We start from the raw sequence: 14139 nt of genomic DNA, 5'->3' as shown, positions 1-14139 counted from the left end.
GGAGCCGACGAAATGCCTTGTGGTATCCGGATTAAGCGGCGGCGCTGTTTGAGTCCATCGGCAAGCAATGGGGCTTTCGGCTAGCCCCGCAGCAACAGCAGCGCGGCCGCGTCGAACTCCGTTCGGCGGATCGCCCGGCGCTCGGCGGCGTCCTCGTCCTGGCCCCAGATCGCGATCTGGTAATCCTCGTCGAGATGGGCTGCGGCCCATATGGCCTCGGCATCGAGGCGGCCGTCTGCCAGTGCCAGCATCAGGATCGTCGAGCCGGTCAGCGTCATGACGTTGTGAGCGCCAGCCAGCGCCAGCGGAGCGGGAATCGCGGCGACGCGACGGGCGACGGCTGAAAGCGTCGTGTCCGGCTGCTGCGCGAACATCACCCCTTGCGTCAGGATGAAGCGGGCGCCGATCAGGTTTTCCGTCTCGCGCAGGATCGGGTTCCAGACCTCGTCCTGGCGCTCGACCAGCGTGTCGGGCTCGGCCGCGCGGTAGCAAAGCGCGTCGCTGCCGGCGTAGCGGACGATCTCGGCACGGACCGCCTCGTGCTGGTCGGCGACGCCATCCAGCGCCGAGTTGACCAGGCGGGTCAACGGCATCCGGGCGGGATCGATCCTGTCGATCTGCGCGTGCCATTCGATGGCGAGCGCCTCGGCGACGGGGCGCGATGTCACGGCCAGCGGATTGCGCGCCGGGGTGCGGGCGGTGCGGCCGTCGAGCGCGACATGGAACAGCCCATCGCGTTCCAGCACGGCGGCGCTTTCGTAGAAGCGCTTCGGCAGGGCGTTGCGCATCGCCTTCTGCGCGGAGGCGACGGGATCGGGCTGGCGCTGGCCGGCGGCGCCGAAGCGGGCGAGGAAATCATCGGTCGACATGGGCGCGCTCTAGCACGGCCAAACGGCGCGGTCAGCCGCCGAACATGTCGCGCCAGGCCGGTTTGGCGCCCGGAAAGGGCAGGGCGGTCGCCGCATGGACGCCCCGGGCGATGGCGCGGGCCAGAACGTCTGCGGCGGTGGCGCAGAGTTCGGTCAGCGCGAAAGCGTCCGAGGGCGCGCCGGCGCGGGCGGTCGCCGCCGCAAACACGACGTCGCCGTCGAGCGGGGCATGGACCGGGCGCAGCGCGCGGGCGAGCCCATCATGGGCGGCGAGCGCCAGCCGCTTGCACTGCGCCTTGGTCAGGGCCGCGTCCGTCGCGATCAAAGCGATCGTGGTGTTGCGGCCCGGCCCGCCCTTGAAGTGCAGTTCGAGGTCTTCGGGTGTGATCGCGGCCGGCCAGCCCAGTCCGCCGAACTCGGCGTCGCGCTCATAAGGCGCGGCCCAGAAATGCGGGCCGTAGCCGATCGTGGCCGAGCCGACCGCGTTGACCGCGACCAGCGCGCCGACGACGTGGCCGGTGGTGGCCTGCGCGCTGGCCGAGCCGAGCCCGCCCTTGCAGGTCTTGGTGGTCGCGCCGTAGCCCGCGCCCGCCGTGCCCAGCGCAAAGTCGGCGGCGGCGCCGGCGGCAGCAAGCCGGCCGAGGCCGCGATAGGGCGTCTCGCCGATGCCGGCGGCCCAGGGCTTCTCGCCGCTATTGGCGAGATCGAACAGGATCGCCTGCGGCACGATGGGCACGCGCAGCGTCCCGACGGGGAAACCCCGCATCTGCGTCGCGAGATGGCTCATGACGCCATCGGCTGCGCTCAGGCCCCAGGCCGAACCGCCCGAGAGGGCAATCGCGTCGATATGCTCGACCGTCATTTCCGGCTCGAGCAAGGCCGTGTCGCGCGTGCCCGGCGCGCCGCCGAGGATGGCGACGGAGGCGATCGTCGGCCGGTCGAACAGGGCGACGGTGACGCCCGTCGCGCCGGCTTCGTCATGGGCCTGCCCGACCAGCACGCCTCTGACATCGGTGATGAGATTGCGCATGGCGCTCTTCGACAGGAGGGCAGTCTGATCGGAACACCGTCTCTCGCGGCGCGTTCCCGTCACATTACGATCTTTTCATGCTCGCGCCATCGCCGGGACACGGCGGCGCCCGCAGTGTCGTCCGATCGCGAACCGGCTTTCAAAGACCCGCTCAGCGACCGACACCTTCGCTTGTTGCCATGGGAGAATTCCGCATGAAACGTTTCGCACTCGTCGCCATGTCCTCGGTCGCGGCGCTTGCCGCGACCTTTGCCGTCGCGCAGCCGCAGCCGATTCCGCCTGCAGGGGGGGACCGCGACGGTCCACGCCATGAGCGCTCCGAGACGCACGACCAGCGCGGCAGCGAATGGCGCGAGCGCCGCGCCGAGCGCATGGAAGCGCGGTTGAACGAGCGCCTCGCCAAGCTACGCACCGACATGAAGCTGAAGCCCGAGCAAATTCCGCTGTTCGAGCGGGTCGAGGCCCTGGTGAGGAAGAACGCCGAAGATCGGCGCACGCGCTGGTCTTCGATGCGCGAGCAGCACGAGACCTTCCGTCATGCCGACATCATGGAGCGGCTCGACATGATGTCGGGCCGTCTGGCCGAGCGCGCGGCGCGCAGCAAGGACCTGGCGGACGCCGTTCGTCCGCTCTGGACCACGCTCAGCGACGAGCAGAAGACGGTGGCGCGCCGCGCGGTGCGCGAGGCGATGTCGGAAGGGCGCGGCCGCATGGAGCGCGGGCATGACCGCGACCGGATGGACGAGCGGCGGGGCGGAGGCGACCGCTACGACGATCGCGGTCCGCGCAGCTGGCGCGAAGAGTTCCGCGACCGCCGCGGCTGATCAGGCGCTGGAATACGGATCGAGGGCGGCTCTCCAGAGCCGCCCTTTTCGTTTGGAGCGTCAGGCTTTTCAGGTGCCGACGGCGTCGGCGACGCATTTCTTGGTGAAGCTGGTCTTGGCGGCGCCAAAGATCTTCTTCTCGGCCGCCTGCTTGTCGCAGGTTGCGCCAGCGTCCTTCTGGCACTTGGTCAGGAAGCTGGTCTTGGCCGCGCCGGCGAGCTTCTTGTCGCCCGCCTGCACGCTGCAGCTCTGGGCCTGGGCGAAGGTCGAGAGGCAGGTCAGGGCCAGGGCCGCTATCAGGGTCTTCGTCATCATCGGTGATTCCCGTGGGTGGGACGACAAGGGTTAGCCTCGCGCGGCGCAAGAGCAAGCGGGATTTCCTCAGGCTCCCGCCATGATTTGGCCGCAGGTGCTAAAGCCTTGCGAAACAAAGCAGAAACGGCCGTTTACCGTGACCCTTTAAGTTCGATTCATCTGTTTCCGTTTACGCTTCGGCAGGGAATGGGAAACGAAAGGATGCGCTATGAGGCAGACATGGTTGGTCTGGGGTATGCGCGGCTTCATCGGCCTCGTCTTCTGCCTGAGCCTGTTTGGACCCTATGGGTTGTCGATCCTGATCGGGTGTCTGGGGCTGGGGTGCTATTTGTTCCGGGATGAGGTTGGGTCGCATTTGTGAGGGGTGGGCGTGTCCCGATCGAACGCCGGTCGCCGACTGCCGGCATCGTGTTGGGATGTGCCCCAATGCGCCTAGGTCAAGGATGCGCATCGCCGAAGGCTTCACGCACGAGCCCAATGAGTGGGTGATCTGCCGTTAGCCACTCAGCGGCGATCTTGCGGACGAACCCCTCATTGTCGGTGGGCCACCCCAGGCTGGCCAGCAGGGCATCGGAGGCACGCAGCAGTGCAGCAAGTGCCTGTTGATCGAATACGTACACAGCGCCGCCATTGATGCAGCATTCGTCGGGACTGAGCGCGAGTACCGAACGGTCGCTGTTTGCGAACTCACGCTCGACAGCGGGAATGGTGAGTCGGAGGATTTTCAGGACGGTAGGCATGGGCAGATAGCCGATGGCCTTGTCGCGCCCGACCTGCGCGAGGCTCTCTAGAATATCGGCCCGCTGCTCTTCAGTCGGTACAAAATACGCCATGACGGCAACATGTTTGCCTGAAACGACTGCCCAAAGCTAGCTTTGGCTAGGACAGTACAAGCCTATGCTTGCAGGCGTTAAAGTCGATTTCTTTAGTACAAGCTATCTGGGAACGAGAGCTTAACGCAGATTGGTTGCGAGCCATCCAGCGGACGCTAGGAATGTGGCAAGTGATAGCCATCCACTAGCATGGGCAGCTCGAAACGTACCGTTGACTCGGCGCCCAAGATTAGTGATCCCATCAGCTAGTTCAGCCTCGACCTTCGCTCGTTCGTCCTTGTCGTTCCCGATAATCCCTAGCATTATCCCTACGTTGTACTTATCTCGCTCGGCCATTATTCGAGCGAGTTCCGCATGTTTTTGAAAATTAAAATATACGAAAAGAGAGCATAGCGCAGCGGATACGAGCCCCACGGCAAAACCTGTAGCTGTTAACCCGAGGATGAGCATCCGCTCATCTTTTGCCAACGTGCTTACGCCCAGAAACGACGAAAGCGCTGGTAGTGAAATAAGGCCGCCTGCGTTCAAAACGTAGAGATTGGTAACGAGCAATTTGGAGTATTCAACTGAGAATTTCTGATATTCGATTGCATATTTTTCCCAAGGCTCCGCCGCCGCGCGGGTTTCGCGAAGATATCGAACCCATTTCTCGAAATGGTCTGCTTGCGTTTCGCCTGCCATTTTTACCTATCCGGATGGGATCAAGTTCACGCCGAGGAGCGTAGGCGGGCTGGAGCGAAGGCTCAACAGCAGGGGCTTGGGAATTCACCCCCATCGCCCGAGGACGAGGCTTGGCTTGAGCACGCCAATGACACGCCAGAGAGCTTTGGAGCGATGGCCTTGATCGAGAGCGTCCGCAAAACCGTGCGGCTAAAAACAAAAGGGGACGGCGATCTCTCGCCATCCCCCGGAATATCTGCGGTAAACGGGTCTTGCGACCCGCCTCGTCCGATCAGCGCGAGTAGAACTCGATGACCAGGTTGGGTTCCATCTGCACCGCATAGGGCACGTCCGTCAGGGTCGGCGTGCGGGTGAAGGTGGCGGTCGACTTGTTGTGGTCGGTGTCGAGATAATCGGGCACGTCGCGCTCGGCGAGCTGGGCCGATTCGATCACGAGAGCGAGCTGGCGCGAGCTCTCCTTGACCGCGATCACGTCGCCCGGCTTGACCTGGTAGGAGGCGATGTTGACGCGCTTGCCGTTAACCGTGACATGGCCGTGGTTGACGAACTGACGGGCTGCGAAGACCGTCGGCACGAACTTGGCGCGGTAGATCACGGCGTCCAGGCGGCGCTCGAGCAGGCCGATCAGGTTCTCGCCCGAATCTCCCTTGAGGCGGATCGCCTCAGCGTAATAGCGGCGGAACTGCTTCTCGGAGATCGAGCCGTAATAGCCCTTCAGCTTCTGCTTGGCGCGCAGCTGCGTGCCGAAGTCGGACGGCTTGCCCTTGCGGCGCTGGCCGTGCTGGCCCGGGCCGTATTCACGACGGTTGACCGGGGATTTCGGGCGGCCCCAGATGTTCTGACCGAGACGACGGTCAATCTTGTACTTCGCCTCATGGCGCTTCGACATATCGCGTGTCCTCTTGAGTTCGCGAATTGAGGACCGCGCCCTCCTGCTCTTCTGCGTTGGGCAGAAGCGACAGATCCGGCTTCCGAAGAAAGCGGATCACGGGTGCGGAAAAAAGCCACGCGGGCCTTTTGGGCCCGCGCGACGCCGGCTTAGAACCATGCGGGGGGAGATTTGTCAAACTTGGCAGGGCACTTCGCGTCGTTGACCTGCGCGGGGAACCCTCTCCCGTAGGGAGAGGGCAGGGTGAGGGGTCGGCCGCTGGATACCGTGGCGGTGACCTCAGCGCAGCCGCCGTCAGGTTGCTGCCTCACTGGTCCAGCGGCCGACACCTCTCCCCCTACCCCTCTCCTTACAGGAGAGGGGTTCCCCGCGCTTAATGCGCTAGTGGGATTGCTTCGATATCCACCCCCGCCAGGCCATATCCAGCCAGCGCGATCCGGAGCGGGCCGGTGAGGCCGGCGCCGCTGGTGAACAGCGCCAGGGATTCCGTCGGGATCGAGGGTATGTCGGGCTGTGCGGGGCCGAGGAGCTGGGTCACCCGCCGTGCGATGGCCGGAGCCGGGTCGATCCAGGCGACCGGCCAGGGCGCGAGCCGTTTCATCCGCTCCAGCAGCAGGGGATAATGCGTGCAGGAGAGGGTGACGACATCGGTGCGGGCGCCGTCGATCTCGACGAAGCAGGGCGCGATCTCGCGCAGGATCGCCTCGTCGTCGACCGGATCACCCTTCAGCGCCGCTTCGGCGAGCGCCGCGAGCCCGGTCGAGCCGACAAGCGTCACCTTGCAGGATGCGGCGTAGGTCTGGATCAGGCCCCGGGTGTAGTCGCGGGCGACCGTGCCCGGCGTCGCCAGCACCGAGATCAGGCCCGAACGAGTCAACGCGGCGGCAGGCTTGATCGCGGGGACGGTGCCGACGAAGGGAATGGCGAAGCGGGCGCGCAATGCCGGCAGGACCAGCGTCGAGGCGGTGTTGCAGGCGATGACGACGAGGTCGGGGCCGCAGCGCGCGATCAGCCGCTCCATCACGGCCATGACGCGGTCGATCAGCCGGGGCTCGTCGAGGCGGCCATAGGGGAAGCCGGCATCGTCGGCGGCGTAGATCATCCGGGCGTCGGGGTGCGCGGCCATCGTCGCGCCCAGCACGGTGAGCCCGCCGAGGCCGGAATCGAAGACAAGGATGGTGGGCTGGCGGCGCGGTATCGCCGCGCTGCGACAGGCCGTTCCGGCCAGAAGATCGACCTGCATGTTCCGAAGTCCGTCGGGAGATGGCGATCAGGATTGCGCCGGGATGGGTTAAGCAAGCGTCACCGACCATGGTGCCTGGGGCCTGCGAAATATAGTTGACTCAGTCCATTATCTGGGTCGATCCTCCGCTTTGGAGGTGCCATGCGGGAATATAACACTCAGGCCGTTGCTGCGATCCGCCGCTTCAACCGCTTCCACACGCGCTGGGTCGGTGCGCTCGGCGGCAGTCTGCACGGCTCCGGCTTTGCGCTGACGGAGGCGCGGGTTCTCTATGAGCTGGCGCAGCGCGACGGCTGGCTTGCCAGCGAGCTGGCGCGCGATCTGGGGCTCGATCCGGCCTATCTCTCGCGCATCCTGAAGCGCTTCGCGACAGCAGGCTGGCTCGCGCGCGAGCGCTCGCGCGAGGATGGCCGGGCGTCGCGGCTGCGGCTGACGCCTTCGGGCATGGCGGCCTTCGCGCCGCTGGACGAGGCGTCGCGGATACAGGCCGCCGGTATCCTGCAGCGGCTGCGCCCGGGCGAGCAGGACCGGCTGGTGGCTGCACTGGACGCGGCTCAGGCCCTGCTTTCCGGGGAGGCGATGAACAGGGCAGTGCCGCTGATCCGCCCGCCCGAACCCGGCGACATCGGCTGGGTGATTTCGGCGCATGGCCGGCTCTACGCGCAGGATTACGGCTGGGATATCTCGTTCGAGGCGCTGGTCGCCGAGATCGCGGCGAAGTTCCTGCGCGAGTTCCGGCCCGAGCGGGAGCGCTGCTTGATCGCGGAGCTGGACGGTTCGCCCGTCGGCTCGGCCTTCGTGGTTCACGAGAGCAAGGAGGTGGCCAAGCTCAGGCTGGTCCTGGTCGAAAAGCGGGCGCAGGGGCTGGGGCTCGGCAAGACGCTGGTGCGCGAGGCGATCGGGTTTGCGCGCAGTGCCGGCTATGCCCGCATGGTGCTCTGGACCAACGACATCCTTCACGCGGCGCGGGCGATCTATGTGGCGGAAGGATTCCGGCTGGTGGCGGAGGAGACGCACCATTCCTTCGGGAAGGAACTCGTGGGGCAGAACTGGGAGCTGGCATTGTGACGCGGCCTGCCGTCCGGCAAGCTCGTCATTCCGGGCGGAGCGAAGCGGAGACCCGGCAACTGTGTCGTTGCGCATCCTGATCATGGCTGGAAGGCTGTGTTTGTCTTGATCATGGCGTTGAGGATTGTGAGGAGTTTTCTGGCGACGGCGATCAGGGCGACTTTTGCTGCGGCACTTCGTTCGAGGATGGCGTCGTAGAAGGCCTTGAAGCGCTGGCAGGTTCGCTTGGCTGCCAGTGCCGCCATGTAGAGGGCGCTCCGGACGCGGCTGCGCCCGCCCCTGATGCTGCGCTTGCCGCGGTGGCGGCCGCTGTCGTTGTTGAAGGGGGCCAGCCCCGCCAAGGCTGCTATCGCCTTTGGCGAGACATGTCCGAGTTCTGGCATCAGCGCGATCAGGGTGGTTGCGGTGACGTGTCCGACGCCCGGCGCCGAGCGCAACAGAGCCTGCGTACGGGCCAGGGCCTCGTTTGCGCACAAGGCATCGCTGATGAGGCGCTCGAGCGTGTCGATCTCGTCGTCGAGCCAGGCGAGATGGCGCGCCAGGCTGCCGCCTTGGTCCTGTCCCTCGCTGAGACGGACGCGCTCGGCGGCACGGATCGCGACGAGCTGGTCGCGGCGTTTGTGCAGTTGGGCCAAAGCGTTGCGAGCGGGCTCGACAGGTGCGTCGGGTTCCAGCGCGAGGCTGCGGGCCATGGCGGCGAGCATGCGGGCGTCGATCGCATCGGTCTTGGCCAGGCGCCCCGTGGCGCGGGCGAAGTCACGCGCGCGCGCCGGATTGAGGCGCACGAAACGCAAGCCGGCCTGTTCCAGCGCACGGCGCAGGGTTGCATCGTAGGGGCCGGTGGCCTCGAAGGCGATGAGGCTACCGGCCGGATCGGCCAGCCCCGACAGCCAGGCCGCGATGGCCGGGCTCGTATTGGCGATACGAAGACTTGTGCCACTCGCCTCATCGAACAGGTCGAGATGGTGTTTGCGATATCGCATCCGATGAAGCAGGGGTGTATGATCATGGGGCCTGTCGCTGTGCTGCGAGGTCCGGTGCAAGCGGCCTCGGTCAACTGTTCAGGATGGGGTCTTGGAACGCGGGCGGGAGCCTGGCCGGGTCACGGTGTTTGCCACCAGGAATCCAACGGCTTCCCGCCCGCACAAATCATGACACAGATCAAACACACAGGAATCCATCGGAGGGCATTGCGGTGTTCGACGATGGATTCCGGATCGGCGCGGCTACGCCGCTTGTCCGGAATGACAGCGCGTTCGAGTGTCGCGTATACGCAGCATCAAGCCTTAAGCCGCGCGACCGCTGCGGCTGCCGCACGGCCTGCCAGCGTCGCGCCGCCGACTGTCATCGCGCCGCCGCCGGCCGTCGCCTCGCCGGCGATGAAGATGCGGCCGCCGATCGGGGCGCTCAGTGCGTCGCGGGCCTTTTCCTGACCGGGCAGGCAGACGGAATAGGAGCCCAGCGCATAGGGGTCGGTCCACCAGGCCGGAAAGGCACAGCCTTTGACAGTCTTGCCGACATCGCCGCCGAGCATTTTCGTCAGCAGTTCCGTGACGTGCGACCGGGCTTCCGCCAGGCCGGCCTTCGACAGTTCGCGGGCGTAGTCGCCGCCGAAATAGCCGATGACGATGTCCTTGTCGTCGGGGAAGAGATCGAAATTCATCAGCTTTTTCGGAGAGCCGGCCTCGAGAAAGCTCATGCCCGGCGCGATGCCGAAGCGGTCGCCCTCGACCCTGAGTGCGATCTTGGTCAGCGCGCCCATGACGAGGCCGTTCAGCGCGTCGCGGGTGGAGGCCGGCAGCTCGGGCATAAAGCGGATGCCGCCGGCCTTGAGCACGCCGACCGGGACGGTGACGATGACGGCATTGGCGCGCAGCGTGCCCGAGCGGCTGGTGATCACGACGCCCGGCCCATCCCAGGCGATGGCACTGACCGGCTCGTTCAGGCGGATGTCGAGACCCTGGCCGTGGCGGGCGACGAGGTTGCCATAGCCGGAGGGGACGACGAGATCGTCGCCCGACCAGAGGCGCTGATAGTCGCGTGCCGAGATGCGGTCCGATTCCTCGCCGATGGAGAGCAGCAGCCCCGAAGAGGCGATCGGCGCGATGTCGGGACTGAGATCGCCGAGCAATGCGGCGACCGACAGGTCGCGCGCCGTGAGATCGGCGGTTCCGAGGCGGTCGTCGATCTGGCCGAAGACGCCGCGTCGTTTCTGCCGGTCCGTCTCGGGCATCGGCCTGCCGTCGGCGAAGACCTGGAAGCCGCCGCCCCGAGTCTCGGTCGGCGTGTCGATGCCGAGATCCTTCGCGATCGACGTCCAGGGATTGTCCTCGGCCCAGTGGATGAACATGGCGCCGGCATCATAGGCGGGGCCGAGCGATGTATCGGTGAAGGCTCGTCCTCCGATACGGCCGCGCGCTTCGAGGACGATCGCCTTGCGGCCGGCGGCGGCGAGCGCATGGGCCGCGGCGATGCCCGCGGCGCCTGCGCCGATGACGACGACATCGATTTCTGCCGCAGCGGCGCTGCGAACGGGCATCGCCAGCGCTGCCGCGATCGCGCCTGTACCTGTCAACATCGTCCGGCGATCGAGCATCTGTAAGGGCGTCCCGAGAGGCGCCTTCATGTTGGGCGCGTCCTCCCGCGTTGCAACAGAAAGGTGGCAGGCAGCAGGCAAGCCGCGATCACGAGATCGGGAGCCCCGTCGCAGAACGCTTCGGTCGGCCGGTTCCTTTCGTTGGAACATGTCGATCAATCGAGCTTCATTAGAATATATCTATTGTTTTGTTCTTGCGCGCCGAACGATTGACAGTCGTCGAGTCGCTCAATATCGAGTGAGAGCCTTATCCGTGAGTATAAGGCCTTGTTTATATTCGTTTTAAACTGATTAGAACGCAGCGGCCCTGGCCGGATGCGCCTAGAAGGATGGGTTACGGCGATGGGGATGCATTCCGGCAGGCTGCGCGAAGGTGTCGCGCTCGGAGCTTTGATGTTGGGGCTTCTGGCTTCGCCGGCCGTCGCCCAGCAGCAGGGCCGGGCCCAACCGGCGCCGGCCGTGAGCGCCGCCGAGAACCCGGTCGTCCTCGACCAGATCACCGTCCAGGGTGAAGCCGAGGCGGGTACTGCGCTCGTGGCGGGGCCGACGACGACGCGCACGACCCGTGCGGAACTCGACCGGCAGCAGGTTCAGAGCCTGTCGGACCTGTCGAACCGGGTCGAGGCCGGCATCACCTTCAACCGCCAGACCAACTCGCTCAACATCCGCGGTCTCGACGGGGCGCGCGTGCTGACCACCATCGACGGCATCCGCCAGCCCTTCCTGGTCGACACGCGCATCAATCGCGGCGCCCAGAACGCCTTCGATTTCGATTCGCTCTCGACGCTGGACCTGCTTCGCGGCGGCAGCGGCGCCAGTACGCTCGGCAACGGGGCGCTCGGCGGCGCGCTCGCGGTGCGCACGCTTGATCCCGAGGACCTGATCCGGAATGGCCGCTCCGTCGGCGCGCTGGCCAAGACCGGCTATGACAGCACCGACCGCGCCTGGTTCGGCAGCGCTGCCACGGCGGCGCGCTTGAACAACACCTATTTCCTGCTGCAGGGCGGGTTTCGCGACGGCCACGAGATCGACAGCAAGGGCACGGTCAAGACCGTCGGCGCGGCCCGCACGGCGCCGAACCCGAACGACTTCAATCAGTACAATGTTCTGGCCAAGGTCTATCACTATGTCGACGAGGTGCATCGCTTCGGCCTGACCGGAGAGCTTTTCAAGCGCGCCGACAGGTTCCAGACACGCTCGAACGCGGTGTCGCTGACCGGCAATTTCCGTCCAGGCGCCTATGAGACAGGCGAGGATATCGAGCGCAACCGGGTGTCGCTGAGCTACGACTACAAGCTGCCAGGGAGCTTCTTCGACGAGGCCCATGCGACCCTCTACTGGCAGCGGCTGAAGCGCAACGACCTTACCAGCGCCTGGCGCTTCACCAGCATCGTCGGTCCCTATGGTCGCGACAACGAGAACGAAGAGAACGCCTATGGCTTCAACGGCCATGTGCTGAAGAGCTTCCAGACCGGCGCGCTCTCGCATCGCGTCATGCTCGGAACCGAACTGCGCACGACGTCGCTCGAACAATACTCGTCGGGTATCGACAACTGCCCGGCTCGCCCCGCTTCGGGACAGTTCACGGCGCCGTTTACGACCTGCAACAACCTGCATAGCAACCAGGCCGACATGCCCAAGATCGACGGCAAGCTCGCCGGCTTCTACCTGCACGACGAGATCGGCCTGCTCGACAATCGCCTGCGGGTCACGCCCGGCCTGCGCTACGACTGGTACGAGGAGAAGCCGCAGGACACGCCGGCCTACAGCAATGGCGGCTCGCGTCCGGTCGGCCTGCCACCATCATCGAGCGATTCCGCCTGGTCGCCGCGCATCCGGCTGGAATACGACGTCTTGAAGAATGCGCCCTGGGTGAAGGACGTCACCGTCTTCGCGCAATGGGCCAAGACCTTCCGCGCCCCGACGGCGAATGAGCTCTACGGCCGCTTCGGCGGGCCTGGCACCTATCTGCGGATCGGCAATCCCGAACTGCGCCCCGAAGTCGGAAACGGCATCGATGTCGGCTTCCGCTTCGGCGACAAGGCCTTCGGCGGTTCGCTGACCTATTTCCACACCAACTACCGCAACTTCATCGAGCAGGTTCAGATCGCTCCTCCGGGCGGGCTCTATCCTCAGAACGGTATCATCGGCTTCCAGAACCTCAACCGGGCGGAAATCCAGGGCATCGAGGCGAATGGGCAATATGCCTTTGCGCCGAACTGGCTGGTGCGCGGGTCGTTCGCCTATACACGCGGCAAGAACAAGGACAACGACACCTATCTGAACTCGATCCCGCCGATGCAGGGCATCGTCGCGGTCGCCTACGGGACGGATGTCTGGGGCGCGGAGGTGTCCGCCAAGATGGCCGCCGCGCGCGACGACGTCGCTGCCACGACCGGAGCGACGCAGGGCTTCAAGGCGCCGGGTTACGCCATCCTCAATGCCTCGGCCTGGTGGCGGCCGATCCCGCAGATCGCGGATCTCGAGGTCCAGGTCGGCGTCTACAACATCTTCGACCGCAAGTATTTCGACGCGGTCAACGTTCCCACCGGTGTGCTGGCGCAGGCCCGCGACTATTACAGCGAGCCCGGCCGGACGGTGAAGGCGACGGTGAAGTACCAGTTCTGACAGGTGGCGTTTCGAGACCCGACCTGTGGGCCGGCCCTTCGGGGCCGGCCTTTTTTATACAGCAGTGCTGTTCAGCGCGTTGCCGCTATCCGCACGCCGCGCTCGTAGAGCGCCTGATCGAACAGGCCGTCGAGTGACGGCGCCTTGGGGAAGTCGCCGAGTTCGACCTGATAGGCGAGAAGCGCTTCGGTCGCCTTGCGGATGCTGGCGGGATCGTCGGTGAATCTCACGGCGGGCGAAGCCAGGGCCCGGGCAATCGTATCCTCGGCGACGAGGCCGCCGCCGAGCGCGGCGAGCACGAGGGGCGCGGCCTTGGCCGGCTCCTTGCGAAGCTGTTGCGTGGCGCGATGGAACAGCCCGACGAAACGCTCGACCAGATCGGGCCGGCTTTTGATGAGGTTTTCCGAGGCCGCGACGACGACGCCCGGAATATCCGGGAACATGTCGGGAGAATTGACGATGCGCTTGATGCGCGGGTCGCGCTCGGAGACGAGGGTGGCCGAGGGCTCGAGCAGCGTGCCGCCGTCGATGGCCCCGGTCAGCATGGCTTGCTGCACCACCTCGATGCCCATGTTGACGATCTCGACATCGGATCGATCGACCTTGCCGATCTTCCAGAGCCAGTGGTGAAGGGCGACCGTCGGTACGCCGCCGGGCGGCAGGGTGCCCAGCTTGGCTGGGCGGCCGGTCGCGGCCTTGAAGGCGGCGAAGGTTTTCGCCGGCTCGTTGCCGTTCCGGGCGAAGGCCTCGGCGAGGGCCGGCCCCGCCACAAAGGCCGTACCGCCGATGGCGGCGGCGGAGACGACCGAGGCGCCGAGCCCGCGGGCCCGAGCGACCGCGACCGGGGCGATCCCGACGACCAGGATATCGATCGTGCCCGAGGCGAAGGCCTGGATGGCATTCGGGCCGGAATCGAATTTGGTGAGCTTCAGGTCAAAGCCGGCGTCCCGCGCCGAGCCGTCGCCCGCCAGCACGAACAGGGCGCTGGCTCCGATCACGGGCACATAGCCGATGCGCAACGTGGCGCTCTGGGCGAACCCGGCGCGTGTCCCGGCTACGGTGCCGGCGGCCAGGGCCAGCAAGATCCTACGGTCGATCATGTCAGGCTCCGCGCAGCCGCGCGACGACAGCCGGCACGGGTCATCAGGTATATGGCATCGGCG

At 66.0% G+C, this 14139-nt stretch carries 13 protein-coding genes; 3 read left to right on the top strand and 10 right to left on the bottom strand.

Features of this window, described 5'->3' with window-relative positions; translation table 11 throughout:
* Positions 1-80: 80 nt before the first annotated feature.
* Both AXW83_RS09565 and AXW83_RS09560 read right to left on the bottom strand, forming a co-directional pair.
* Positions 81-869, bottom strand: a complete 789-nt coding sequence (locus tag AXW83_RS09565; protein ID WP_066612652.1) for an ATP12 family chaperone protein — start codon at positions 867-869, stop codon at positions 81-83.
* A gap of 31 nt (positions 870-900) precedes the next feature.
* Positions 901-1899, bottom strand: a complete 999-nt coding sequence (locus tag AXW83_RS09560; RefSeq protein ID WP_066612650.1) for a P1 family peptidase — start codon at positions 1897-1899, stop codon at positions 901-903.
* A 194-nt stretch (positions 1900-2093) separates the two neighbouring features.
* Between AXW83_RS09560 and AXW83_RS09555 the strand changes: the two genes are divergently transcribed.
* Complete coding sequence (locus tag AXW83_RS09555) at positions 2094-2723, top strand: Spy/CpxP family protein refolding chaperone (RefSeq protein WP_066612648.1); 630 nt, start codon at positions 2094-2096, stop codon at positions 2721-2723.
* 69 nt (positions 2724-2792) lie between these two features.
* On the opposite strand, the gene AXW83_RS09550 is transcribed toward AXW83_RS09555, so the two are convergent.
* From AXW83_RS09550 to murI, 5 genes are all read right to left on the bottom strand, one after another.
* A complete protein-coding gene (locus AXW83_RS09550) occupies positions 2793-3038 on the bottom strand; it encodes a hypothetical protein (RefSeq protein ID WP_066612646.1) in 246 nt (81 codons plus the stop codon).
* Between the two features lie 437 nt (positions 3039-3475).
* The gene (locus AXW83_RS09545) at positions 3476-3871 is read right to left on the bottom strand and encodes a hypothetical protein (RefSeq protein WP_066612642.1); all 396 of its coding nucleotides are present in this window, start codon (positions 3869-3871) and stop codon (positions 3476-3478) included.
* 120 nt (positions 3872-3991) lie between these two features.
* Positions 3992-4552, bottom strand: a complete 561-nt coding sequence (locus AXW83_RS27015; RefSeq protein ID WP_156639906.1) for a hypothetical protein — start codon at positions 4550-4552, stop codon at positions 3992-3994.
* A 271-nt stretch (positions 4553-4823) separates the two neighbouring features.
* Entirely contained in the window at positions 4824-5441 is a 618-nt protein-coding gene (gene rpsD / locus AXW83_RS09540) for a 30S ribosomal protein S4 (protein ID WP_066612640.1), read from the bottom strand.
* 373 nt (positions 5442-5814) lie between these two features.
* A complete protein-coding gene (murI, locus tag AXW83_RS09535; RefSeq protein WP_066612638.1) occupies positions 5815-6684 on the bottom strand; it encodes a glutamate racemase in 870 nt (289 codons plus the stop codon).
* A gap of 141 nt (positions 6685-6825) precedes the next feature.
* Here murI and AXW83_RS09530 point away from each other — a divergent pair, with 141 nt between their 5' ends.
* Positions 6826-7752 (top strand): bifunctional helix-turn-helix transcriptional regulator/GNAT family N-acetyltransferase, encoded by a 927-nt coding sequence (locus AXW83_RS09530; protein WP_066612637.1) that lies wholly within the window; start codon positions 6826-6828, stop codon positions 7750-7752.
* 80 nt (positions 7753-7832) lie between these two features.
* Here the strand turns inward: AXW83_RS09530 and AXW83_RS09525 are convergent, their stop codons facing one another.
* Together AXW83_RS09525 and AXW83_RS09520 are read right to left on the bottom strand one after the other, a co-directional pair.
* Complete coding sequence (locus AXW83_RS09525; RefSeq protein ID WP_168166044.1) at positions 7833-8735, bottom strand: transposase; 903 nt, start codon at positions 8733-8735, stop codon at positions 7833-7835.
* Between the two features lie 296 nt (positions 8736-9031).
* Complete coding sequence (locus AXW83_RS09520) at positions 9032-10330, bottom strand: flavin monoamine oxidase family protein (protein ID WP_236841872.1); 1299 nt, start codon at positions 10328-10330, stop codon at positions 9032-9034.
* Between the two features lie 360 nt (positions 10331-10690).
* On the opposite strand from AXW83_RS09520, the gene AXW83_RS09515 reads away from it, so the two are divergent.
* Positions 10691-12976, top strand: coding sequence for a TonB-dependent hemoglobin/transferrin/lactoferrin family receptor (locus tag AXW83_RS09515; RefSeq protein WP_066612630.1), 2286 nt, complete (start codon positions 10691-10693; stop codon positions 12974-12976).
* Positions 12977-13047: 71 nt separating this feature from the next.
* Here AXW83_RS09515 and AXW83_RS09510 read toward each other — a convergent pair whose 3' ends face one another.
* On the bottom strand, positions 13048-14076 hold the full coding sequence (locus AXW83_RS09510; RefSeq protein WP_066612627.1) for an ABC transporter substrate-binding protein: 1029 nt from the start codon (positions 14074-14076) through the stop codon (positions 13048-13050).
* Between the last annotated feature and the right edge of the window lie 63 nt (positions 14077-14139).

The sequence above is a fragment of the Bosea sp. PAMC 26642 genome, from assembly GCF_001562255.1.
Classification (GTDB): Bacteria; Pseudomonadota; Alphaproteobacteria; order Rhizobiales; family Beijerinckiaceae; genus Allobosea.
This window is presented reverse-complemented; position numbering and strand designations above follow the sequence as displayed.